This is a genomic window from Embleya sp. NPDC025285, assembly GCF_055558835.1.
Window position 1 is genome coordinate 66803 of sequence record NZ_JBVHLU010000037.1, and the last position, 21639, is coordinate 88441.

Genomic DNA, 21639 nt, shown 5'->3' on the forward strand with positions numbered 1-21639 from the left:
AATGCGGTCGGAAACTTGCCTCATTCGACGTCACCCTGAAGACATGGACTCGTTGGAGAGTACGACCCGCCTGCTTCGTCTGTTGTCCCTCCTGCAATCCCGACCCGAGCCGCACGAGCGCGCCGACGACCCCGATCGCACCGACCGACCCGACCCCGCCGGCCACTCCGAAGCACCCGTCTGGACCGGCCCCCGCCTCGCGGCCCGCCTCGGCGTCAGCCCGCGCACGCTGCGGCGCGATGTACGGCGACTGCGCGACGCGGGTTATCACGTCCGCACCGCGGGCTCGTCCGGCGGCTACCGACTCGACCCGGGCGGCCCGTTGCCGCCGCTGCTGGACCACGACGAGGCGGCCGCGATCGTCTCCGGCCTGCGTACCGCCGTCGGCGGCACCGTCGCCGGGATCGAGGCGACCTCGGCCCGGGCGCTGGCCAAGCTGGAACAGGCGCTGCCGACCGGCCTTCGACAGGACGTGGGCGCGCTCGACGCGGTCACCGTGGTGCTGCCGGTGGCCGGTGAGACGGTGGCGCCCGCCGACCTGAGCACGATCGCGACGGCGTGCCGGTCCGCCGAGACGCTGCGCTTCGACTACCGCACCCACGACGGCCGTGAGGGTGTGCGCAGCGCCCAGCCGCACCGGCTCGCCTGTACCGGACGTCGCTGGTACCTGCTGGCCTGGGACCTCGACCGGGACGACTGGCGGACCTATCGCGTGGACCGGATCCGGCTGCGCACGCCGAACGGCCCGCGGTTCGAGCCGCGTCCGCTTCCGGACGAGGACGTCGTCGCGTACATGTCGGCGGGCATCTCCACCCGCGCCTACCCGCACCGCGCGAGCGTGCTCCTGCGGGCCGCCCCGGAGGTCGCCGCGGCACGGATCGGCGCGACCGACGGTGTGCTGGCGGCGATCGACGCGAACACGTGCCGGTTGACCACGGGATCGTCCTCGATCGACACGTTGGCGTTCCGCCTCGTGCTCCTCGACCTGGACTTCACCGTCGAGAGCCCACCGGAACTCGTGTCCCGGATCGCCGAGTTGGGCCGACGCTGGACCCGGGCGGCGGCCGGCTGAGCGCCGAAACCCGGGACGGCCACAGGCCCGAGGTGCCCGGTCACCCGACGACGGCCGCAGGCCCGACGGGCTCCGGCCCCCGCCCGGAAACCCGCCCGAGCCCGCGGCTCGCCTCAGGAACCGACGCCCGGCTCACCGTGCTCCGCCGCAAGTCGCTTGGGCGCGGTGAGCCGCCACGCGTCCACCACCATCGCGCGCAGTTCGTCCTCGTCGTCCACCGCCGACAGGTGCACGCGGATCCAGTTGCCCGTGTCGTCGTGCCCGTCGCGCAGGAAGAACTTCTCCGGCTCGGCCCGGATCAGCTCGGCGCGCTCCTCGATCGGGCACTTCATGCCCATCGACGCGTCGTCCTCGCCCAGCCAGACGAAGATCTTGCCGGCGACCCGAAACGTGGGCATGCCCCACGCGAGCTTCTCGGTCGTCGAGGGCAACGCGAGCGCCAGTCGACGCACGTCGTCCGCGGTGGCTGCCATCGCCTTACCTCCATCAACCCGTTCCCCCGGCCCGCCCGCCGCCGAGGACGCCGACTGCCGCCCGGTCCGGGCGGGTCGGCCGTGCCCGCGACAGGGCCGACGGCACGCGACGGTCGCTCCGACGACCGACTCGCACCCTATGCAAACGACCCGACACCGGCCCGCCGAGCGCAAGAGGTGTCGCACTTTCTTGACCACTCGTTCTCGAATGTTCTAGAGTCGCCCTCGTGGCCAGGACCAAGGAATTCGATCCCGACGCCGCCTTGCAGGCCGCTCTCGAACTCTTTTGGGAGCGCGGCTACGAGGCGACCTCGATGGCGGACCTCGTGGCTCGCCTCGGCATCGCCCGAGCGAGCATCTACGCGACGTTCGGCAACAAACACGACCTCTACCTCGCGGCGCTCGACCGCTACCGCGAGAGCCGCAACCCGGAGCTGTTCGAGGAGTTGTCCCAGCCGGGCCCGGTACTGCCGGCCGTCCGGGCACTCGTCGAGCGGTTCGCCCGGCAGGCGTGCGAGGAGCCGACCCGGCTGCGCGGCTGTTTCCTCACCAACACCGCCGCCGAGCTGGCCGCGCACGACCCGCGCGCGGCGCGGATCGTCGAGCACGGCTGGAGTCAGATGGAGACCAATCTGACCGTCGCGCTCACCCGGGCCAGGGCGCAGGGCGAGCTGGGTCCGGATCGGGACCCGCAGGCCCTCGCCCGCTTCCTGCTGGTACTTCTGCAAGGAATGCGCGTGGTCGGCAAGGCCGGCCCCGACTCGCTGCGCCTGCGGGACGCGACGCAGCAGGCGTTCGCCCTGCTCACCTGAACAGCCCCCGAACGGCGCGGCACTCGTCGCACCACCGGACACGCACGCCTTGATTCCAGAACGATCGATCTGTAAAAGCTGACGGCGACGGGGGGTACCGGCATGACAGGTCTGACCGGAATGGCCGGAAGCAGAGGCACGGACAGGGAAATGGACACGGAAACGGCTACGAGAACGGCCCCGACCACGGGCCTCGGCTCAAAGAGCAACACGAGCACACTGGCCCCCGTCCCCTCCCCCGCCCCGGCCCCACGCGCCACCCTCGCCTTCGTCCTGCTCGGCACCGTGCAGGCCACGCTGATCTTCACCATCACCATCATCGGTGTGCCATTGCCCGACATCGGCCGGGAATTCGGCCTGGGGTCGGCCGATCTGGTGCTGGTCAGCGCCGCCTACGGGTTGCCGTTCAGCGGACTGCTGTTGTTCGGCGGTCGGCTCGCGGATCGGTACGGCGGGCGCCGGATGTTCACGACGGGCCTGGTCGTGTTCGGCCTCGCGTCCATGGTCGCCGCGTTCGCGCCGGGCTTCGCGGTGCTGGTCGCGGTGCGCTTCGGGCAGGGCCTGGGGGCGGCGTTGACCGCGCCGGCCGCGATGGCGGTGCTGCGCGCGGTGTACCCCGAACCGGGCGCGTATCGGCGGGCGATGGCGACCTGGGGCGGCCTGTCCGTACTGGGCGCCGCCGCCGGCAACCTGGCCTCGGGCGTGCTCACGACGTGGGTGTCCTGGCGCTGGATGTTCGTCGTACCGGTCGCCGTGGCCGTCCTGGGTCTGCTCCTGACGCCGCGTCTGCTGCCGGCCGGGCGCCCCCCGTTCGGCGAGGCCGCCGACGGGACGGCGGCCCCGTCCGGCCGTCGCCCCGGGCTCGACCCGATCGGCGCGATCCTGGCCACGGTCGGCATCACCGTCACCGGGTACGGCCTGACCGTGACCGGCGACCACTCGTGGGCGTCGGCGGCCGTACTCGTCCCGCTCGGCGTCGGCGTGAGCCTGCTCGTCGCGTTCCTGACAGTCGAGCGCCGGGTGACCGATCCGCTCCTGCCGCCGGGCTTCGTCGGCGATCCGCGTCGGATCCTGGGGCTGGTCGGGGTACTGCTCGCGGCGACCGGCACCGGCCTGATCAGCTTCCTGATCTCGCTCTACCTCCAGCAGGGACGGGACTGGTCGCCGCTCGCGACGGCAGGCGCGTTCGTACCGTTCACCCTCGCGCTGATCGCGACCGGTCGCGCCGCCGGCCCGCTGATCACCCGGTACGGCCCGGGCCGCGTCACCGTGCTGGGACTGCTGATCGGCGGCGCGGGCCTGCTCCTGCTCGCCCGCCTGGACGACCGCAGCCGTTACGCCCTCGACCTCCTCCCGGGGCTGGTCCTGCTCCCCGTCGGCGCCGCCCTGATCTTCGCCGGCACCGCCGTCCTGGCCACCAGGGACATACCCGTCCACCAGGCGGGCCTGGCCGGCGGCGTGCTGAACACCGCGATGGAACTGGGACCCACCGTCGGCCTGGCCGCGCTGATGTCGGTGGCCGCGACCCGCGGCGACGTGATCGTCGGCTACGCGTGGGCCTTCGGCACGGCCGGAGCGGTCTTCCTCGTGGCGGCCCTGGCGGCCCTCGCGGCCTTCCGCCCGGCCCGCGGCCGGGACCACGACCGGGCCCCCGACTGGGACCACGACCGGGCTCCCGACTGGGACCACGACCACATCCCGGAGCCCGACCCGCAACGCACCTGACCGGCGGAGCACCCGCACCCGTCGACTCCCCGACCCACTCACCACCCACACAACCCGCAAGACTCTGGAGACCCACCATGTCCGCACGTTTCACTGCCAAGACCGTCCTCGTCACCGGCGCCGGCTCGGGTGGCGGCCGGGAGGTCGCACTCGCCTTCGCCCGGGAGGGCGCCGCCGTCGTGGTCGCGGGCCGCGGTGCCGCGCCGCTGGCGGAGACCGTTCGCCTGATCGAGGCCGAAGGCGGCCGCGCCGCGGCCGTCACCGCCGACGTCACCGACTCGGCGAGCCTGGCCGCGCTCGTCGCCCGCACCGTCGAACTGTTCGGCGGCCTCGACGTCGCCGTCAACAACGCCGGTGTGATCCTGGGCATAGGCCCGCTCGGCGACGTCGACGAGGCGGACTTCCGGGCCGTCCTGGACGTCAACGTGACCGGCACGTGGTTGTCGATGAAGCACGAGATCGGCTACATGCGGGCCAACGGCGGCGGGGCGATCGTGAACATATCGTCCAACCTCGGTGCGCACTCCCGGCTGGCCAATGTCGGCGCGTACGTCACGTCCAAGGCCGCCGTCAGCGCGCTCACCCGCAACGCCGCGCTGGACCACATCGGTGACGGTATCCGGATCAACGCGGTCAGCCCGGGTCCGCTGGACACCACCATGTCGCTGCGTCCGGGTGAGACCGAGGCCGGCCGGGCGGACCGGATGAAGGTCGAGAACCCGTCCGGTCGGATCGGCACGCTGACCGAATTCGCGGCGGCCGTCCTGTACTTGGCCTCCGATGAGGCCGGATTCGCGGTCGGCACCGACCTCGTCCTCGACGGCGGCGCATCGGCCTGACCCAGTTCGCCCCCGCCCGCTCCGAGCTCCGGCCCGGCCGCCGTCCCACCGACCCGGCCGGGCCGCCTCGGCACGCTCCGGCACTGCGCTGCGCTCTGCACCCGCGATCGCGCGCGCCCACACGCGACCGTCCCCCTGCCCGCGCCCATGCCCGCGACCGTGCCCGCGCCGTGAAAATCTCCCGCGCTCCGGCCGTCGAAGACCCGAGAGCGCCACAGGGCCGAGGGAGACCGTACGCCCGAGACGCCACGCCGGCCATGCCGGCCACAAACCGTCCCCGCGGGCCGGGCGGCGCATCAGCCCGCCGCCGGCACCACCAGGTCCAGACTCGGCCGGATCGCCGCGAACGCCCGCTCCACATGCTCCGCCAAGCCCGGCCCCGCCCCCTGCTCGGTCCATGCGCGCTGCGCCCAGTGCCACGCCGCGATCATCGTGTCGAGCGACAGGTGCACCAGGATCCGGTCCGGCGCGGCCGGACCGAGCCGGTCGATGACCGTGTCGACGGCGGCGTCGCTGGTGTCCGCACAAAAGCGCAGGCTGTGCGCGTTCAGGGCGGGCGTCGCCTCGGCGATCCGTCGACTGGCCGTGAACCGGTCCGCCCAGTCGTCGGGCATGGTCGCCAGGGTGTCCGTCAAGGCGGCCTGGTGGATCGCCAGGAGAGACCCTCGCAACGGGCGTTCGGCCAGGTCGGCGAGATAGGCGGACCACAGTTCGCGCTCCGGGGCGAGCGCCACGTCCTCCTTGGACGCGTAGGTGCGAAAGAACGTGCGCTTGGAGACCTCCACCGCGCGCACGATCTCGTCGAGCGTGGTCGCGTCGAAGCCCTTCTCGGTGAACAGTTCCAGCGCGGCTTGGGCCAACGCCTGCCGCGTGCGCAGCTTCTTGCGTTCCCGGAGCGGCAGTTCGGTGGTCATGCGGGCCAGCCTACCTCGATTCGCCTATCGGCCGCTAAAGCCACTTGTACGCAAACGCCACTCAGTGGCACAGTAGGCGTCTCCCATCCACCTCCGCACAGGAGCCATCACCATGCGCGCCCTCGTCATCGACCACACCGCCCCCGGTCACCTCACCCTCGCCGACGTGCCGGACCCCGAGCCCGCACCGCACGAGGCGCTCGTGCGCGTGCGGGCGATCTCGCTCAACGCGGGCGAGGTCCACTTCACCGTGCCGTTGGGCGAGAACGGCACCGTGCCCGGCTGGGACGCGGCCGGCGTGGTCGAGCGCGCCGCCGCGGACGGTTCCGGGCCCGCGGCGGGAACGCCCGTGACCACGCTCGGAGACGGCGGCGCGTGGGCCGAACTGCGCGCGGTGCCGACGAGTCGGCTCGGTGTGCTGCCCGAGGGCATGCCCGCAGCGTTGGCCGCGCCGCTGCCCGTGGCGGCGCTCTCCGCGTTGCGGGCGCTGCGGCGGATCGGTCCGATCCTGGGTCGACGGATCCTGATCACCGGCGCGGGCGGCGGGGTGGGCCGGTTCGCGGTGCAACTGGCCGCGCTCGGCGGCGCCGAGGTGATCGCGGCCACCGGGAATCCGGCCCAGGCCGACGATCTGCGCGCGCTCGGCGCCGCCGAGGTGCTCACGGACGGGCTCCCGTACACGACCGCGCCGGTGTACGGCGTCCTGGACAACGTCGGAGGACCGCACCTGACCGCCGCGTACGACCTGCTGGCGAGTGGCGGAACGCTGGTCGCGCTCGGCCACGCGTCGGGAGTGGGCGAGGAGTTCGCGTTCGGCGCGCTGTTCGGGAACGAGGGTCGGCACAACCGCTCGCTGGTCACCTACTACCTGCTCGACGACATCGAGGGCATCGACGCCGATCTGGGTTGGCTCGCCGCCCGGACCGCGCGCGGCGACCTCGACCCGCAGATCTCCTGGCACGACTCCTGGACCAAGATCGCCGAAGCCGCCGAACTGCTCGCCGACCGCAGGCTCGGCGGCAAGGCGGTCCTCGACGTGACTTCCTGAGAGCCGGCGGCCCGGCCCGTGACTTCATGAGGGCCGGCCGGCCCCGTGACGACCGGCGACCCGACCCCGTGACCTCGTGAACACCGGCGGCCCGACCCCGTGACGTCGTGCGGCCCGGAGCCCGGCCCCTACTTGCGCTCGAGGATCGGGGCCAGGGCTTCGGCGGTCTCCTCCGGCCGCATCGCGTAACTCATGTGATCGCCCGGGAACTCGGTGACCGGCAGGTCCAGGCGCTCGGCGAGCAGCGCCGTGGTGCGGTAGAGCAGCGTCTGGACTCCCTCGGCTCCGACCGCCGTCACCAGTGGGGCGCCGCGCAGAGCGGTGAGGTCCGGTTCGAAGCGGCTGAACGCGCGCAGTTCGCAGGAGAAGTTGAACTCCACGTTGGCCTGCACGCGTTCGAGCAACTCCCGGATCGACGCCGGCATCTCCGCCGCGGGCTCGGGCGGGGCGGCCACCCCTAACAACGCGCAGAGTTCGTCCATCGCGGCCCTCGCACCGGCGGTCACGAACAGGTCGCACACGGCGTCGAACCTCGCGTGCCACTGCTTCGGTTCGGGCAACATGCCGAGCACGAGCGGCTCGTGGGCGACCAGCAGTTCGACGCGCTCGGGATGACGGGCGAGCAGGTCGAGCCCGATGGCGGCGCCGGTGCTGCTCCCGAAGATCGCCGCCGGTTCGGCGGTGAGCTCCCGAAGCAGCCGGAACGCGTCGTCCGTGTGCTGTTCGACCCGCAGTTCGACCCGCTGCTCCTCGGGCGGACCGGTGAGCCGGCTCCGGGAGTTGCCGCGTCGGTCGTAGGTGACGACCGTACGGCGGTCGGCGAAGCGATCGGCCAGCCCCGCGTACAGGGCGGTATCTCCGTTGCTGCCGTTGATCATCAGCAGGACCGGCCCGGAGCCGCGCACCTCGTAATAGAGGTCGGCTCCGGGAACGGCCAGGGTGCCGGAATTCATCAGATCTGCCTTCCGTACGAGAACCCCTTACAGACCAACGCTACGGATGCCACCGACGCCCCGTCCGGCGAACCGACTTTCCCACCCGGACCCGATCGCGGCCCGCTCCCGGCCGATTCCTCACCACACCGGGACCTGTCGAGGCTTGTGCCCAGAGCTCGTCCAGGCCCTCCATCTCGACGATCAGGCCGCCGTCGTCGATACTGCTTTCGCCATGCCGGCTCCTTGCGGGTGAGAGTGGCTCAAGGCTCGCCCGGCACGGTCGGGGCGCTCGGCGGGATCGCGGGCGCGGCACGTCGTCCGTCGCCCACGACCAAGGACCGCCGACTTCAACGGCTCTTGTACGCACCGCCGTTGACGTTCAACACCTGGCCCGTGACGTGCCTGGCGGCGGGTGAGGCGAGGAACGCGACGGCGCCCACGATGTCCGCGGGCGAGCCGGCCCGCCGGACCGACGTCGCGGCGACCAACCGGCCGCGCCGCTCGTCGGTGAGGTTGTCCCGGAAGAACTCGGTGTCCGCGATGTAGCCCGGGGACACCACGTTGGCGGTGATGTCGCGCGGGCCGAGGGCGTCCGCGAGGCCGACGTTCCAGGCGGCCAGTCCGGCCTTGGCCGCGCCGTAGGAGCCGGACCCGGTGTCGGCGGCGATCGAGCCGATGCCGATCACCGCGCCGCCGGCGGCCAACCGGTCCTCGACCGCCCGGGTGGTCAGCGCGGCGCCGACCAGATTCGCGTCCAGATTGGCCCGGAACGCCCGGGCGAAGCCGGCCAGGTCGTCGGTCGCGCCGTGGTCGAAGTCGGTGTTGCCGCCCGCGTTGTTGACCAGTACGTCGATGCGCTCGGGCAGTTCGGCCACCAGTCGGGTCAGCGCCTCGGGGTCGGTGTGGTCGCAGACCAGCGCCCGGGCGCCGGTCTCCTCGGCGGCGACGGCCAACGGTTCCGCCCGCCGACCGGTGATCGTCACGGCGTCCCCGAGTGCGGCGAAGTGCCGAGCGACCGCGAGCCCGATACCGGTGCCGCCACCGGTGACGAGGATGTTGCGTGCCATAGGATGACCTCCATGTCTTTCGTTTAGATCTAAATTCAGGTCTGAACGTAACACCCGAAGGAGGCCCGATGGCAACCGAGAATCCCGAGGACCTGCCCGACGCCCGCACCGAGGCGGGCGTGTCGGCGGGTACGGCGAGCGTCCGGGACGGCGACGAACGGGTCGGACACAGCGTCGAGGAGATCGCCGCCGCGTGGGAGCGGGAGCGGCCCGGGACGCCGGTGTCCTCGATCGGGATCGTCACGCCGATCTGGCGCCTGGCCAAGCTGCTCGGGGACGACCGGCGCCGGGTGCTGGCCCGGGCCGGGGTGGACACCGCGACGCTGGACCTGCTCAGCGTGCTGCGCCGCAGTGGGCCGCCGTACACGTTGGGCACCCGCGAACTCGGTCGACGCTCGCTGGTCACCGCGGGCGCCGTTTCGCAGCGGGTCGCCCGCGCCGAACGCGAGGGGCTGGTCGTGCGGCGGCCCGGGCCCGGTCGTGCCCGGTCGGTCGAGGTCGAACTGACCGAGACGGGGCACGCGTTGGTCGAGGCGACGGTGGATCGGGTGCTGACCCGCGAGGCCGCGCTGATCGACGGGCTCACCCCCGATCAGCAGACGCAGCTCGCGGGTCTGCTGGCGATCCTCTTCCGTGATGTACAGCACCGGCTGGGCGACGACCGGCTCAGCCAAGTGGGTGACGAGCACGCCTGACCGGACCGCGCCCTCGAACGCCGCCGCCCCGCGCGCGGCGCCGTGGATCCGCCTACCCCCGCGCCCCTGTCGCCGCCACGCGCGCTCCCGGAGTCGTCGACGCCGCGTCCACCGGTCGCGTATCGGTCGACCCTCCCGTCACGTACGCGATCGTCTCCACGTCCGCCGGCGTGCACACCAGCACCGTGGTCTCCGGAGCCTCCGCCGGCACCAGCAGCGACATCGCGAACCGCAACGGCACACCTCGCGGATCCCGAACTCGGCCCGCCCGGCCGCCGTCGACCGCGCCGGACCGCTCGGCCTCCGCGAGCGCGGGTACGCGACCCGCCGCCCGCGATCCGCCGTCGGCCCGCGCCGCAGGCCCCCACACCCGCACGGTCCGGGCCGCGAACACGCCCACCGCGCGGCAGTGCCACCACGCCGCCAGATCCGGGCGCGCGGTGCGCAGGTCCGCCGTGATCGCGCGGTCGCGTGCGTCGTCGGGGCGGGTGCGCAGGTGCCGGACCAGGTCGAGCGCGACCGTCTCCCGCTCGGGGAACCCCGGCTCGTACGCCGGATCGGTCAGCAGCATGAGCAGCAGGTTGCGGCGCTCGGTCGGCACCGTGCGCGGGTCGGGCCAGGTCGCCCGCCAGGCGTCGTTCCAGGCCAGTACGTCCAGCGCCCGGTCCAGCACCAGCGCCGGGGTGGCCGGCCAGCTCTCGACCATCGCTCGGAGGCCGTCGGCCGGGGTCGTGCTCGGGCCGGCCGGTACGTGGAAACCGGCGAGTTCCAGGACGTGCCGACGCGCGTCGGCGTCCAGGCGCAGCGTCCGCGACACCGCTTCGAGGACCTGGCGCGAGGTGTCCACCCGGCCCTGTTCGAGCCACGTGTACCAGGCCACCCCGACCCCCGACAGCGCCGCGACCTCCTCGCGGCGCAGGCCCGGCGTCCGGCGGCGCGGCGATCGGGGCAGTCCGACGGCTTCGGGGGTGAGCAGTTCGCGATGGGCGCGCAGGAACCCGCCCAACTCGCGCCGGCGATCCGGCTCGTCCTCGGTGGCCATCGGCCCAGCCTATGACCGTTGGTCACCGTATGAACCGGAGCCTGCCCCGACCGCGGCGACGCCGCGAGGGTGGTGGACGTACCGATGAACGCCGCCGGCGCCGATCGGCCCGGCACACAGCCAAGGGACCCCGATACCGATGACCACCGAACCGACGACCGGACCGACCACGGGACCGACGACCGGATCGGCTGCCGGACCGGCTGCCGAACAAACAACCGGACAGACGACCGGACCGACCACCGAACCCGACCCCGCCGCCGCCGACATCATGTGGCGCCGCAGCAACGACTCGTCCACGCTCGCCACGCCCCGCGCGTTCCTGCGGGTCTTCGTGGAACCCGGCGACCTGGAGCGGGCGACCACGTTCTACGAGGAGCTCCAGGGCGTCGAGCGCGACATGTGGTTCACCTTCCGGGAGTTCGGCATCGCGCTCTCGGCGGTCGGCGGCTTCCTGCTGATCGAGGGCGAGGCCGAGACGGTCGAGCGGTTCCGGTCCACCACCGGCACCCTGCTCGTTCCCGAACTGGCCCCCTACCTCGAACGCCTGACGGCGGCCGGCGCGGAGATCACCGAGCCGCCGCGCCGCGTACCCACCGGCGCGGGCCTCACCGCGCGGCACCCCGACGGCACGATCGTCGAGTACGTGGAACACCGCCCGACGCCGGAAGGTCGCTGAACCACACCGGGCCGTCCGGGATCCCCCGCACGTGGTCTCGGCATCCGGATCCCGGCGTCACACCACCGCGCCGGCCTGCGGATCGGTCGGATACACCGAGATCTCCACCAGGTTCCCGTCCGGATCCCGCACGTACACGCTGTCGATCGGCCCCAGCGCGCCCGTCCTCCGCACCGGCCCCTCCTCGATCGGCACTCCGGCGCGGAGCAGGTCGGCGGTGATCGCGGTGAGCGGGGGTTCGGCGACGAAGCACAGGTCCGCGCTGCCCGCGGTGGCGGCGCGGGCCTTCGGCTCGAACTCGGCGCCCGCCCGGTGCAGGTTGATCTTGCCCGCGCCGAACCGCAGAGCGTGTCTGTCGTCGCCGAACGTCACCGGCTTCATGCCGAGCACTCCGGCGTAGAAGTCGATCGTGGCGCCGATGTCGGCGACGGTCAGCACGAGATGGTCGAGCCGTTCGATACGCATGATTCTCCCTCGACACCGTTCGCCCGTCGGGCCGGCGACCCGACGCCGGACCGGCGGGCTCCCCATCACTACCATCCGGTCGCCGGTCCTACCGGCTGCCGGCCTTCGTGTTCGCGAGCACGCGTTCGCACTCGGCCCACGCGGGGGCGCTGAGCAGCGGGCGGAAGCCGGTGAGCAGGTCGAGGAGGGCCGCACCCCAGCGCGCGTGGGCCTGCGGGTCGATCTTGACGATATCCAGTTCGTTGGCCGCGGTGAGCTCGGCGAAGTCGCGGCGCTCGGCCTCGGTGGGCCGGTAGGTCCGGCCGGTGAATCGATCCCGGAAGGTGCCGTCGACGAGCGTGCCGTGGCTGGCGGCCCGGTCGCAACTGGCGTAGAAGTACACGATGCGCTCGGCGTCCACGCCGATCCGGCCGGCGAGTTCGGCCCGGCGGTCGAGCGGGAGCAGCGCGGTCGCGAAGCCGTCGGTGCCGTAGAACGCGTGGCACTGGCCGGCGCTGCGCAGTTCGGGGCGCGCGCCCCAGGTCTCCAGCAGTGCCTCGACCCGGCTCAGATGGGCGAGCAGGGTTCCGCCGGGATGTTCGATGCGGTCCCCACCGAGCATGCGGATGTAGTCGACGATCATGTGCCACCCCTTGCCATGTAATGGGTCGGCGCCGATGGTTCGGTGGCCGCCCGATGACCTCGGGTTCACGATAGCGCTGACGGACCGTCAGATCCCAGGGGCTCCGGAATACACCTTGCGAGGTGTTCGGGTTCGGCCCGACGATCACAATGCGGGGAATGACGGCATGGTCGTCCGCTTTGTGGATAGCGTCGAGGTCTGCTGCGAACGAGTACGGAGAGCACCGTGGGACCGGATCAATTCTGTCTGGTGTTGTTGCGACGCATGAGCGATTACCAACCCGACCTGGTCGCCGACGCCGTCCGCGAGTTGGAGTTCACCCGCACGCGGATGCGCGAGGTCAACGCGCAATGGCAGCGCATGGTGCGCTCCCGCTCGGTCGGCGGCTCGGGCCGCGCGTACCGGGCCGCGCTCGGCGAACCGGCCGGCCGGGCCGAGCGCAGGATCGGGGATCTCACCGCCGACGCCCAGTGGTGGGTGTTGCCACTGTGGCCGGGGCTGCGTTTCGAGGTGCTCACCGGCCCCGACGGGCGGGTCTGGCAGGAATGGCTGGTCAGAGCCGATCCCGCCGGCATTCCGCCCGTCGAGACGGTGGCCGACCTGCGGCCGTGGGAGTTCGTGATCGGCGACGTCGCCCTCGCGTTCCCGCAACTGCGCCATGTGGAGGGATCGGCGCCGAGTCGGTGGGGGAGCTTGATCACCGAGGGTGCGGCGACCTACCGCCTGGACTTCGTCTGGGGCCTCCTCCAAAACGTCACCCGCCTCGACGCGGCAACCGACCCGACAACCCCGGCCGAGCAGGCGGTTTAGGTAGTCGGCGGACTACCTCGTCGTGTCGGCGGCCGTCGTCACGACGAACGCTCTCCCCGGCGGGGCCGGGGAGGTCGCGGCGCCGGTCGGGTGGGACGGGGTACCGACCGCCGCCGTCCGGGGCCCGCGCGCGCCTCAGCGGTCGAAGCGCACCCGTAGCGACTCCGGGCCGCGGAGCGCGGTGCCGAGCAGGCCCCGGATTCGGGTCGGCTCGGCGAGTCGCATCGTCGGCAGGCGTTGCAGCAGCACCTTGAGCGCGGCCCGGATCTCGGCGAGCGCCAGCCAGGTGCCCAGGCACACGTGCGGACCGTCGCCGAAGGCGAGCGTCGGCCGGACCCGACGGCCGATGTCGAACACGTCGGGGTCCGGGTAGTGCGCCGGGTCCCGGTTCGCCGCCGTGATCGCGAAGATCAGCGGTGTCTCCGCCGGTATGTCCAGTCCCAGACCCTGCCAGTCGCGGACCGGCGCGGGGCAGATCCGGGGCAGCAGTCCCACCGGCGGCTCCCAGCGCAGCGACTCCTCGACCGCCCACTCCAGTTCCGTGTCCGGGTCGGCCAGCACGCGGGCCAACTGCTCGGGGTGGGTGAGCAGTGCGTACAGGGCGTTGCCCAGGGCCAGGTAGGTGGTGTCGGCACCGGCCGGGAAGAGCAGCCGCAGGAAGGACAGGATCTCCTCGTCGGTGAGCCGGCGGCCCTCGGCCTCGGTGCCGGCCAGCGTCGAGAGCAGGTCGTCGCCCGGGTCGATCCGGCGGCGCGCGACGATCGGCGTGACGTACTCGGTGAACTCGCGCGACGCGCGCTCGGCCGCGTCCGGCGCCATCGGGAAGTGGAACAGGTCGACGGCCCAGCGGCGGAAACGTTCCTCGTCGTCGACCGGCAGCCCGAGCAGCCGGGTGATCACCTGGACCGGGTAGCCGTGCGTGAACTCGGTGACCAGGTCGGCCTCTCCACGCGCCTCGAAGCGGTCGACGAGTTCATGCGCCAGGGGTTCCAGGATCGCCTCGACCTGGTCGGTGACGATCTTGCGGCGGAAGGCCGGCACCACGAGCTTGCGGTTGATCCGGTGCTCGGCGCCGCGCATGCACTGGATGGTGTGCCCGAGCACGGGTTCGGTGGTCGCGGAGTAGATCGCGGCCGCGGGGAACGACTCCTCGTCCTTGAACGCCGCACTCACCAGATCGTGGGTCAGGAACATCACCGCGCGCGTCCCCAGAAACGGCACGAGCGCGTACGGCTTCCGCGCCCGAGCCGCCGCGATCAACTCGTGCGGGTTCGGAATGTCGTCGAAGGCGAAGTCGTATCCCTCGATGTCGAAGGGCGCGTCCAAGTCACGCACCACGGGCACATCGCTCATCCGGACTCCCCGGTCAGCCCTCGGCGTCGCATCGCAACCACCTGTCGTCGATGAGTGGTTGACGAATATTCGTCGCCGAAGTGACGTATATTCATTGACTCTAGGCATGACGTCGAGCCCGGACAAGAGGTCCTCATGGTTGCTTCGCCACCCACCGATCGGGTCGTGGCCGTCGTCGAGTTGATCGCCGCCGCCGCGCCGGTCGGGTTGAGCGTGTCGGAGGTGGCCGCGCGCCTGGACCTGAACCGGTCCACCGCGACCGCCGTGCTTGCCGCCTTGGAGTCGCCGGGGTGGGTGCAGCGTGGGGCCGATCGCCTCTACACGCTGGGGCCGGGTCTGCTGGCGGTCGCCGACGCGGTACACGCGCGGGTTCGGCCGCCGGACGATGCGGCGGAGGTGTTGGCGGGGCTCGCGGAACGGGTCGGCTGCGGGGTGGCGTTGTCCCTGGTCGGTACGGACCACGTGGTCTTCCTCGTGGTGGAGCCGGGTCCGGGACTGGTGCCGGCGGGGATCGAGGTGGGCACCCGGCTTCCGCTGCGACCGCCTGCGGGCGCGTCGGTGATGCCGTGGCGGCCGGCTACCGAACGGGCCGCGTGGCTCGCCCACGCACCGGAGTTGGCGCCGGCCCTGGACACGATCCGGTCCCACGGGGTCGCCGCGTGGCGCCCACGCACCGACTCGACGGAACTGCTGGCCGTCCTGCGGGACGTGGTGGGCCTCCTGGACGAACACCCGGGCCGAACCGCCCTCCGCGCACGCGTCCGCACCCAACTCGCCTCGATCAGCGCCCACCCGTACACGGACGCCGACCTGACCTCGGACGAACCCCTCCCCCTGAGCTACCTGGCCGCCCCCGTCCGCGACCCCCGGGGCCGCCCAACGCACGAGCTGCAAATCGGGCCCCTACGCAATGCCGTAGGCCCGACGGAGCGCCATACATACATCACGGAGCTACGCGCGACAGCGGCCCACCTCTCCACGATGGCCCACCCCCGGCACGTCGACGCCTCGGACTCGGGCCCACGCCGTTGAACGCTCGGTGCGGCCGAGGTGGGCGACTACCACCGGGTCCTGGCCGACCACCCCCGCTATTGGGGCAAACGCGATCTCCGATCGCTGCATCTACTCGCACTGGTACAGGAGTTCGGTGCGACCTGCCTGGTCGCCCGAGCCGAGGACGGTATCCGTGGGTACGTCTTCGGGTTCGTCACCCCGGAAGGCACCGGGTACGTGCACCTGATCGCCACACGGGACGACGCTCGCGGAAGCGGTCTCGGACGTCGCCTGTATACGGCGTTCGCCGAAGCGGCCGAGCATCAGGGTGCACAGCGGTTGAAGGCGATCACGTCGGTCGAGAACACCGGCTCGATCGCCTTCCATCGCAGCCTCGGCTTCGAAGCAAAGATCGTCGACGACTACAACGGCCCCGACCAGCCGATGGCCGTCTTCCACCGAGACCTGCCGTTCGACGTCTCGCCCTCCCGACCGATCGGCCCTCGCTCGTAGTTGCGCTCCAGGCCGTCGCCGATTGAGTCATCGGTCGGGCGGGCGGGGAGCGGACCTCCGTCACGCGTGGCCAAGGCGAAGGGGCACCCAAAGCGCGAATCAGGCGCGCAGAGAGGCAGTCAGAGCCGACCAGGATGTCTCGTTGATTATCAGGTTCCCCACACTCGGGTAATTTCTATCACGCACGGCAGCACCCGCCGTGTATGGCGCCACCTCCACGCATTCGCTTTGCGCGCCGGAGTACGAGGATTTCCTCCAAGCGAGAGCGGAGGTCGCTATCCGAATATCCTCGGTCATTTGGGCCCCATTTCATTGACGGTGCGCTTTATCAGCGCGAGCGACTTCTTATACGAATGTGCGTCCGCAACCACGCGGCGGGCCAGCGCGGAATACTTGACAACTTCGTCAGGCTCTTCGATGTAGATGGTACTGACCATGCCATCCACATAGACGACGTCGGTTTCGGCGGGATCGGGGAACGTCAGAATGACAAACGGCCCGAACAGGGCGGCGTGAGCTTCCGAAGTCTTCGGAAGGATCTGGAGGTTGACGTTGGGCTCACCGGCCATGTCGATGACATGGTCCAGCTGTTCTCGCATGACCGCTTGGCCGCCGATCTCCTGACCGAGCACCCATTCCGAAAGCACGACCCACAGCGTCAGGGAGTCCGGCCGAGTGAGAACCGAGCGACGCTCTTGGCGAACCTTCGTCAGGGTGTCGACTTGATCCGCTGTCGCTTCCGGCATCTGTGCCTTGACGACGGCACGGGTGTAGCTCTCGGTCTGCAGAAGCCCCGGAATCAAGAAAGGCTGGACGCTCAGGAACTCCGACGCATCAGCTTCCAGAGCAATGTAATCGGCGTACATCGGGTTGAGATCCTGGGCATAGCGATTCCACCAACCCCGCTGTCGACTGTCTCTCGACAATTCTTCCAAGCGCGAACGGACACCCGCGTCATCGACGCCGTACGAGTCGAGGAGCAAACGAAGGTCGACGAGTCGGATACCCGACTGGCCACCTTCGATGCGACTGATCTTTGACTCTGCACACGAAAGTGTGCCTGCCGCATGGGCAATCGTCTTGCCTGCACCGACACGGATCTCTCGCAGCGTCCGCGCCAACCGTCTCTGACGGACGGTCGGGTTGCGGTTGACGGTCACCTACACCCTCCCAAGGTTTGCCCGCTCGGGCAGCAGTCTGCCGGGCGACGGACAGGCTCAACAAGGTCGGCTCATCCAAAATGGGGGTCTCTGAAGTAGGGACTTGCACTATCACCCACACCAGAGCAGGCTACATACAGCGACATCACCGACACACACTGGTGATCTTGGGAGTCGGCCGCGCCCCGTCGCGCGGCCGATCCGTCGCGCCTTGAACTGCCCCGGCGTCGGTCTCGGTCGCGCGTGGTCCCGGCGCCGGGGCGCGTGGTCTTGCAAGGGAGTGGCATGACGAAATCGATGCATCCGCCCGGTGGGGTGCGGACGTTGAGCGTGGATCAGTACGCCATTCGGCGGTGGATCATCCGTCGGGTTCGTGCTCGGTATCCCCGGTTGGTCGTTCGGGGTGCACCTCGTGGGCGGTTGTCGTGAGCCGTGGGGCGGGGTTCGTGGTCGGTGTGGACGGGGAAGCCGTGCCGATCGTCGTGGCACGGGAGTTGCCCCCGCGAGAACAGCCCGAACCCTTGCGCCACTCCGTCGGCGACTGGGTCGCACCGCGTCCCGGGCTCGACCACGACGCCCACCCCGCCGGATGCGTCGAAAGGGCCGAGGACTCCGCCGGGCTCGACAACGACCAAGTGGTCATGGTGTGTCCGCCGACCGGCATGCCGTACCTGCTGAAGGGCTCCGAGTTGTACCGGGTCAAGTCGCCACGTTGACACTCATGTTCGCTCCGCCCGGTGGCTCGGGGAAGGACACCGGGCGGGGTTCGCACCATCCGAGCGTTACCAACACGAAAGGCAGGGCACATGGCAAACGACGAGTACGAGATCACCGGCGGCGACCCGAACTGCGCCCACGAGTGGTGGCACTACAACCACGCCGACAGGTGCAAGCACTGCACCGCGGTACGCACCAAGAAGTAGGACAGCATCGACCCCGTGACCACCGAAAGGCCGCGATGAGCAAGCGCTACACATGGTCCGAACTGCCCGAGGGGCTGCGGTCCTCCGTCGAGTCGGTCACGGGGCCGGTACTCGAGTCCGAGCGCATCACCACCTGGCACAGCGACGCACCGTTCACAGGCGCGCTCATCACCGGCACCGGACGGGTGTTCGCAAAGGCCGCACCCGACCACGACACCGCCACGATCGAGCAGTACCGGCGAGAGACCCTGCTCGCCCCACTCGTGGCCAGGTACGCCGCGCCGTTGCTCGGGCGTGTCTCCGAGGACGGATGGACGCTTCTCCTCTTCGGCTATGTGGCCGGCGGAAATGCGGACCTGTCCCCTGGCCACAAGGACCTCGGATACCTGTCGGCGACGCTGCGGGCGGTTCAACGGATCCGCCCGCCGCACGGCCTTGCGCTGCCGACGCTCGCCGACCAGTGGGCGGAACACCTGAACCGGGACGAACGATCGTTGTTGTCCGGCACCCACTTGCTTCACAACGACCTTGTGCCGTCGAACGTGATGCTTCGATACGCCGGATACGACACGCAAGCCGTGCTGGTCGATTGGGGCCGCGCCGTGCTCGGTCCCGCGTGGGCGGAGTACGCCGGTCTGTACATGTGGCTGCTCTTCAGCGGACACGACCCGGCGCAGGCACGCGCGTGGCTGACTCGGTTCCCGGCGTGGCGGATGGCAAGCCGAGCAGGCATCCGCGCTTACGTGGCCGGGGCAACCGCCGAGTGCGCCGACAGTCCGGAGCACGTGGCGCGTTGGATGTCTCTGCTCAATCGGTGACGACCCCGTCGTGACCCACACATGAAAGAAGCCCCGGCGACCGCTGGAACGGTCCCGGGATCGGCCGACAGCTTAAGAGGAGCTGACGACGTGACCCACTTTATCGCTGCCGTCTTCGGATGGCTGCGCCTACGACGCACCCCGCCGAAGCCGGACGGGCAGCCCGCCCGACCCACCGCACCGACGCGCCCCCGACCGAGCCGTCCCGCCAACCCGAAGCCGCAGACCCACCCCCAGTGGCGCACCTTCGTACCGCCCGCCCTTTCCCCCGTCACCGACGACGGCCCGCCCGTGCAGGACTCGGCGACGGTCGTCCCTCCGTACCTGATGACGCCCCGAGAAGTCGCCGAGCGCAGGCGCAGGATCGCCGAAGCCGGACAAGCGCACCTCGCCGACGCAGTCCCCGGATGCCACCCCCGACCCGCGTCCCACCGCCGCCCCCGCCCGGCCCGTGGCGCGGGGGCAACAGCCTGATCCCCGCCCCGCCCCGCCCTACCACTGCCGCTGCCGCTGCCGCTGACACGACGGACGCACACGCCGGTCCCGAGTCCCACCTGGGACTCGGGACCGGCGCGGCGTTCCGGACCGACGCGCGATCTCACGCGACCCGCTGCGCCACGCGCGTGTCGACGTCGTCCTCCCTGGCCGTGGGCAGATCACGCTGGTGGGCCATCGGCGAGAAGAACAGGATCAGGGCCGCGGCCGGGATCGCCGCCGCCATCACCCAGACCGTGGGACGGACCCCGATCGTCGAGCCCAGGGTGCCGGCCAGGACCGCGCCCAGCGGGATCGTGCCGTAGTTGACGAACTGCATGCTCGCGGTCATCCGACCCAGCAACCGCGGCGGGCAGTAGCGCTGTTGGAAGCCCGCCTTGATCACGTTGCCCGCCACGACGCCGGCCACCATCGCGAAGTTGCCCACCATGAACAGCACGAGCCGTACGCCCCCACCGGTCAGCGGCACCAGCAGGACAAGCACCGGCAGGCCCAACTCGAACACGATCGTGGCCCGCGCGGTGCCGATCCGCGCCGCGACCCGGCGCCCGACGAACGCCCCCGCGACGCCCCCGAGCGAACCGATCGCGATCAGGCCGCCGACCACGCCGGGGCTGACCCCCACGGTCCGGACCAGGAAGACCACTTGGATCGATTGCAGCCCGACCAGGCCGAGATTGGACGCGCCACCGAACAGCGCGAACGTACGCAACCACCGGTCGTGCGCGACCAACCGCAGGCCCTCGCCGATCTCGCGCACCAGCGAACGTCCGGTCCCCGAGTCGGCCGCCCCGGCCGCTCCGGCCATCCCGCCCGGCTCGTGCGGCGGTTCGCGGTGCCGGATGCCCAGCAGACACGTGAACGAGGTCAGGAACGTGCCCGCGTTGACGAACATCCCGTTGACCGCGCCCACCAGTTGCGCGATCAGGCCGCCCGCACCGACCCCCGCGATCTGCGCGGCGGACGCGCTGCCGTGCAACTTGCTGTTGCCCTCGGCTTGGTCGGCGGGCCCCAGCAGGCTCGGCAGGTAGGCGGTGTACGCGGTCTGGAAGAAGACCGCGGACACCCCGGTCGCGAGCGTGATCGCCAGCAGCAGGCCGACACTCGACAACCCCGCGAAGTGCGCCAGTGGAACCGCCAGGAACAGCGCGCAGGACGCCGCCGCGGCGCCGAGCATGATCGGACGTCGCGCTATTCGGTCCACCCACACGCCCACCGGCAGCCCGATCAGCAGCCACGGCAACCAGGCCGCCGCGCTGAGGAGGCCGACCTGGAACGTGCTCGCGTCCAGCGTGGAGACCGCGATCAGCGGCATCGAGACGCTGGTGACCGAGGCGCCGAACTTGCCCGCGGTCTCACCGAACCACAACAGTCGGAAGTCGCGGTGTCGGCGCAGCAGTCCACTCATGTCGGTTCCTGGGATCGGCGCGGAAGGGCCTGGTACTGCAGCACCACCGTGATCGCGCCGGGCTGCTCCGGTGCTTGCGTGTACTCGCTCACGAGCGCGACCACACGATCGTTGAGCTCGGCCATCTGATCGGCCGTCAGGCGCGCGCCGCTCCAGTCCGAGACGGCTCGGGCCCGCACCCATTCCGGGCCCATCTCCTGGGCGTCGGCGTACGTGGCCACCATGCGGTCGGCCTGCTGCCGCAGGGCCTCGTCCTCGTAGACCGCCAGCGCGCCGCTCGTCTCCGGGTCGTCCCGGAAGTCGCTGGTGTTGAGCTGGCGCGGGTTGTAGACGGCCCGCCACCAGCGCTCGCGCTTGGTGCCGCGGTCCGGGTCGTCCTCGATGAAGCCGTGCTCGGCCAGGGTGCGCAGGTGCCAACTGACCGTGCCGGTGCTCTCGCCGAGTCGCGCGGCGAGCCGGGTGGCGGTCGCGGGGCCGTCCAGCTTGAGAAGTTCGACGATGCGCATGCGTAGCGGGTGGGCCAGGCCACGCAGGCTGCGGGCGTCCATCCGCGGAAGTGGATTGGGCATGGCTCGACTCTAATATGCAGAGACTTCTCTGCAAAGGACTCTTGGCAAAGAAGTCTCTGCAAATGGTTCTCTGCAAACGCCACGGCGGGTCGGCCGAGCAGGTTGCCCGACCTCAGCTTGGTGTTTAACCCAACTGCTGTTTCGCGCGCATGTGTTCGGTGATGGATTCGGCTCGTTTCACGGTCTTTCCGGGGTCGTGGCGCGGGGCT

24 protein-coding genes are annotated in these 21639 nt (G+C 71.0%); 12 read left to right on the plus strand and 12 right to left on the minus strand.

Annotated elements, in window-relative coordinates:
• Nucleotides 1-43 precede the first annotated feature (43 nt).
• Nucleotides 44-1072 (plus strand): helix-turn-helix transcriptional regulator, encoded by a 1029-nt coding sequence (locus ACZ4FV_RS24805; protein ID WP_395865499.1) that lies wholly within the window; start codon nucleotides 44-46, stop codon nucleotides 1070-1072.
• 113 nt (nucleotides 1073-1185) lie between these two features.
• On the opposite strand, the gene ACZ4FV_RS24810 is transcribed toward ACZ4FV_RS24805, so the two are convergent.
• Nucleotides 1186-1545, minus strand: coding sequence for an MmcQ/YjbR family DNA-binding protein (locus ACZ4FV_RS24810; RefSeq protein WP_395865501.1), 360 nt, complete (start codon nucleotides 1543-1545; stop codon nucleotides 1186-1188).
• A gap of 227 nt (nucleotides 1546-1772) precedes the next feature.
• Between ACZ4FV_RS24810 and ACZ4FV_RS24815 the strand changes: the two genes are divergently transcribed.
• The 3 genes from ACZ4FV_RS24815 (at nucleotide 1773) to ACZ4FV_RS24825 (ending at nucleotide 4921) form a co-directional block, all read left to right on the plus strand.
• Nucleotides 1773-2357, plus strand: coding sequence for a TetR/AcrR family transcriptional regulator (locus ACZ4FV_RS24815; protein WP_395865503.1), 585 nt, complete (start codon nucleotides 1773-1775; stop codon nucleotides 2355-2357).
• Nucleotides 2358-2507: 150 nt separating this feature from the next.
• Nucleotides 2508-4082 (plus strand): MFS transporter, encoded by a 1575-nt coding sequence (locus ACZ4FV_RS24820; protein WP_465323271.1) that lies wholly within the window; start codon nucleotides 2508-2510, stop codon nucleotides 4080-4082.
• 77 nt (nucleotides 4083-4159) lie between these two features.
• Nucleotides 4160-4921 carry an SDR family NAD(P)-dependent oxidoreductase gene (locus ACZ4FV_RS24825; RefSeq protein ID WP_395865507.1) on the plus strand — a complete coding sequence of 254 codons (762 nt, stop codon included), beginning with the start codon at nucleotides 4160-4162 and terminating at the stop codon, nucleotides 4919-4921.
• A 296-nt stretch (nucleotides 4922-5217) separates the two neighbouring features.
• Here the strand turns inward: ACZ4FV_RS24825 and ACZ4FV_RS24830 are convergent, their stop codons facing one another.
• Nucleotides 5218-5835: a TetR family transcriptional regulator gene (locus ACZ4FV_RS24830; RefSeq protein WP_395865508.1), complete on the minus strand. Its 618-nt coding sequence runs from the start codon at nucleotides 5833-5835 to the stop codon at nucleotides 5218-5220.
• A gap of 112 nt (nucleotides 5836-5947) precedes the next feature.
• Here ACZ4FV_RS24830 and ACZ4FV_RS24835 point away from each other — a divergent pair, with 112 nt between their 5' ends.
• A complete protein-coding gene (locus ACZ4FV_RS24835; protein ID WP_402232168.1) occupies nucleotides 5948-6883 on the plus strand; it encodes a zinc-binding dehydrogenase in 936 nt (311 codons plus the stop codon).
• A gap of 128 nt (nucleotides 6884-7011) precedes the next feature.
• Here ACZ4FV_RS24835 and ACZ4FV_RS24840 read toward each other — a convergent pair whose 3' ends face one another.
• Together ACZ4FV_RS24840 and ACZ4FV_RS24845 are read right to left on the minus strand one after the other, a co-directional pair.
• Complete coding sequence (locus ACZ4FV_RS24840; protein ID WP_395865512.1) at nucleotides 7012-7836, minus strand: alpha/beta fold hydrolase; 825 nt, start codon at nucleotides 7834-7836, stop codon at nucleotides 7012-7014.
• Between the two features lie 329 nt (nucleotides 7837-8165).
• Nucleotides 8166-8885, minus strand: coding sequence for an SDR family NAD(P)-dependent oxidoreductase (locus tag ACZ4FV_RS24845; protein ID WP_402232170.1), 720 nt, complete (start codon nucleotides 8883-8885; stop codon nucleotides 8166-8168).
• Nucleotides 8886-8953: 68 nt separating this feature from the next.
• Here ACZ4FV_RS24845 and ACZ4FV_RS24850 point away from each other — a divergent pair, with 68 nt between their 5' ends.
• Nucleotides 8954-9580, plus strand: coding sequence for a MarR family winged helix-turn-helix transcriptional regulator (locus ACZ4FV_RS24850; RefSeq protein ID WP_402232172.1), 627 nt, complete (start codon nucleotides 8954-8956; stop codon nucleotides 9578-9580).
• 52 nt (nucleotides 9581-9632) lie between these two features.
• Here ACZ4FV_RS24850 and ACZ4FV_RS24855 read toward each other — a convergent pair whose 3' ends face one another.
• Nucleotides 9633-10622 carry an MmyB family transcriptional regulator gene (locus ACZ4FV_RS24855; RefSeq protein ID WP_402232174.1) on the minus strand — a complete coding sequence of 330 codons (990 nt, stop codon included), beginning with the start codon at nucleotides 10620-10622 and terminating at the stop codon, nucleotides 9633-9635.
• A gap of 139 nt (nucleotides 10623-10761) precedes the next feature.
• Between ACZ4FV_RS24855 and ACZ4FV_RS24860 the strand changes: the two genes are divergently transcribed.
• On the plus strand, nucleotides 10762-11301 hold the full coding sequence (locus tag ACZ4FV_RS24860) for a VOC family protein (RefSeq protein ID WP_395865520.1): 540 nt from the start codon (nucleotides 10762-10764) through the stop codon (nucleotides 11299-11301).
• A 57-nt stretch (nucleotides 11302-11358) separates the two neighbouring features.
• On the opposite strand, the gene ACZ4FV_RS24865 is transcribed toward ACZ4FV_RS24860, so the two are convergent.
• Nucleotides 11359-11766 (minus strand): VOC family protein, encoded by a 408-nt coding sequence (locus tag ACZ4FV_RS24865; protein ID WP_395865522.1) that lies wholly within the window; start codon nucleotides 11764-11766, stop codon nucleotides 11359-11361.
• An 88-nt stretch (nucleotides 11767-11854) separates the two neighbouring features.
• A complete protein-coding gene (locus ACZ4FV_RS24870; protein WP_395865524.1) occupies nucleotides 11855-12388 on the minus strand; it encodes a DUF6817 domain-containing protein in 534 nt (177 codons plus the stop codon).
• 225 nt (nucleotides 12389-12613) lie between these two features.
• Here ACZ4FV_RS24870 and ACZ4FV_RS24875 point away from each other — a divergent pair, with 225 nt between their 5' ends.
• Nucleotides 12614-13198: a hypothetical protein gene (locus tag ACZ4FV_RS24875; RefSeq protein ID WP_402232178.1), complete on the plus strand. Its 585-nt coding sequence runs from the start codon at nucleotides 12614-12616 to the stop codon at nucleotides 13196-13198.
• A gap of 135 nt (nucleotides 13199-13333) precedes the next feature.
• On the opposite strand, the gene ACZ4FV_RS24880 is transcribed toward ACZ4FV_RS24875, so the two are convergent.
• Complete coding sequence (locus ACZ4FV_RS24880) at nucleotides 13334-14551, minus strand: cytochrome P450 (protein WP_402232180.1); 1218 nt, start codon at nucleotides 14549-14551, stop codon at nucleotides 13334-13336.
• Between the two features lie 135 nt (nucleotides 14552-14686).
• Here ACZ4FV_RS24880 and ACZ4FV_RS24885 point away from each other — a divergent pair, with 135 nt between their 5' ends.
• Together ACZ4FV_RS24885 and ACZ4FV_RS24890 are read left to right on the plus strand one after the other, a co-directional pair.
• Entirely contained in the window at nucleotides 14687-15583 is an 897-nt protein-coding gene (locus ACZ4FV_RS24885; RefSeq protein ID WP_465323272.1) for a helix-turn-helix domain-containing protein, read from the plus strand.
• An 18-nt stretch (nucleotides 15584-15601) separates the two neighbouring features.
• Entirely contained in the window at nucleotides 15602-16057 is a 456-nt protein-coding gene (locus ACZ4FV_RS24890; RefSeq protein WP_465323273.1) for a GNAT family N-acetyltransferase, read from the plus strand.
• A gap of 99 nt (nucleotides 16058-16156) precedes the next feature.
• On the opposite strand, the gene ACZ4FV_RS24895 is transcribed toward ACZ4FV_RS24890, so the two are convergent.
• Together ACZ4FV_RS24895 and ACZ4FV_RS24900 are read right to left on the minus strand one after the other, a co-directional pair.
• Nucleotides 16157-16354: a DUF397 domain-containing protein gene (locus ACZ4FV_RS24895; RefSeq protein WP_465323274.1), complete on the minus strand. Its 198-nt coding sequence runs from the start codon at nucleotides 16352-16354 to the stop codon at nucleotides 16157-16159.
• Nucleotides 16351-17217 carry a helix-turn-helix domain-containing protein gene (locus ACZ4FV_RS24900; RefSeq protein WP_465323275.1) on the minus strand — a complete coding sequence of 289 codons (867 nt, stop codon included), beginning with the start codon at nucleotides 17215-17217 and terminating at the stop codon, nucleotides 16351-16353. The genes ACZ4FV_RS24895 and ACZ4FV_RS24900 overlap by 4 nt, the downstream gene beginning before the upstream one ends.
• 425 nt (nucleotides 17218-17642) lie before the next feature.
• On the opposite strand from ACZ4FV_RS24900, the gene ACZ4FV_RS24905 reads away from it, so the two are divergent.
• Together ACZ4FV_RS24905 and ACZ4FV_RS24910 are read left to right on the plus strand one after the other, a co-directional pair.
• On the plus strand, nucleotides 17643-17933 hold the full coding sequence (locus ACZ4FV_RS24905; RefSeq protein ID WP_465323276.1) for a hypothetical protein: 291 nt from the start codon (nucleotides 17643-17645) through the stop codon (nucleotides 17931-17933).
• A gap of 242 nt (nucleotides 17934-18175) precedes the next feature.
• Nucleotides 18176-18958, plus strand: coding sequence for a phosphotransferase family protein (locus ACZ4FV_RS24910; RefSeq protein ID WP_465323277.1), 783 nt, complete (start codon nucleotides 18176-18178; stop codon nucleotides 18956-18958).
• Nucleotides 18959-19556: 598 nt separating this feature from the next.
• On the opposite strand, the gene ACZ4FV_RS24915 is transcribed toward ACZ4FV_RS24910, so the two are convergent.
• Together ACZ4FV_RS24915 and ACZ4FV_RS24920 are read right to left on the minus strand one after the other, a co-directional pair.
• Nucleotides 19557-20861 (minus strand): MFS transporter, encoded by a 1305-nt coding sequence (locus tag ACZ4FV_RS24915; protein ID WP_395865544.1) that lies wholly within the window; start codon nucleotides 20859-20861, stop codon nucleotides 19557-19559.
• Nucleotides 20858-21430 carry an ArsR/SmtB family transcription factor gene (locus tag ACZ4FV_RS24920; RefSeq protein WP_465323278.1) on the minus strand — a complete coding sequence of 191 codons (573 nt, stop codon included), beginning with the start codon at nucleotides 21428-21430 and terminating at the stop codon, nucleotides 20858-20860. Before ACZ4FV_RS24920 ends, ACZ4FV_RS24915 begins: the two co-directional genes overlap by 4 nt.
• Between the last annotated feature and the right edge of the window lie 209 nt (nucleotides 21431-21639).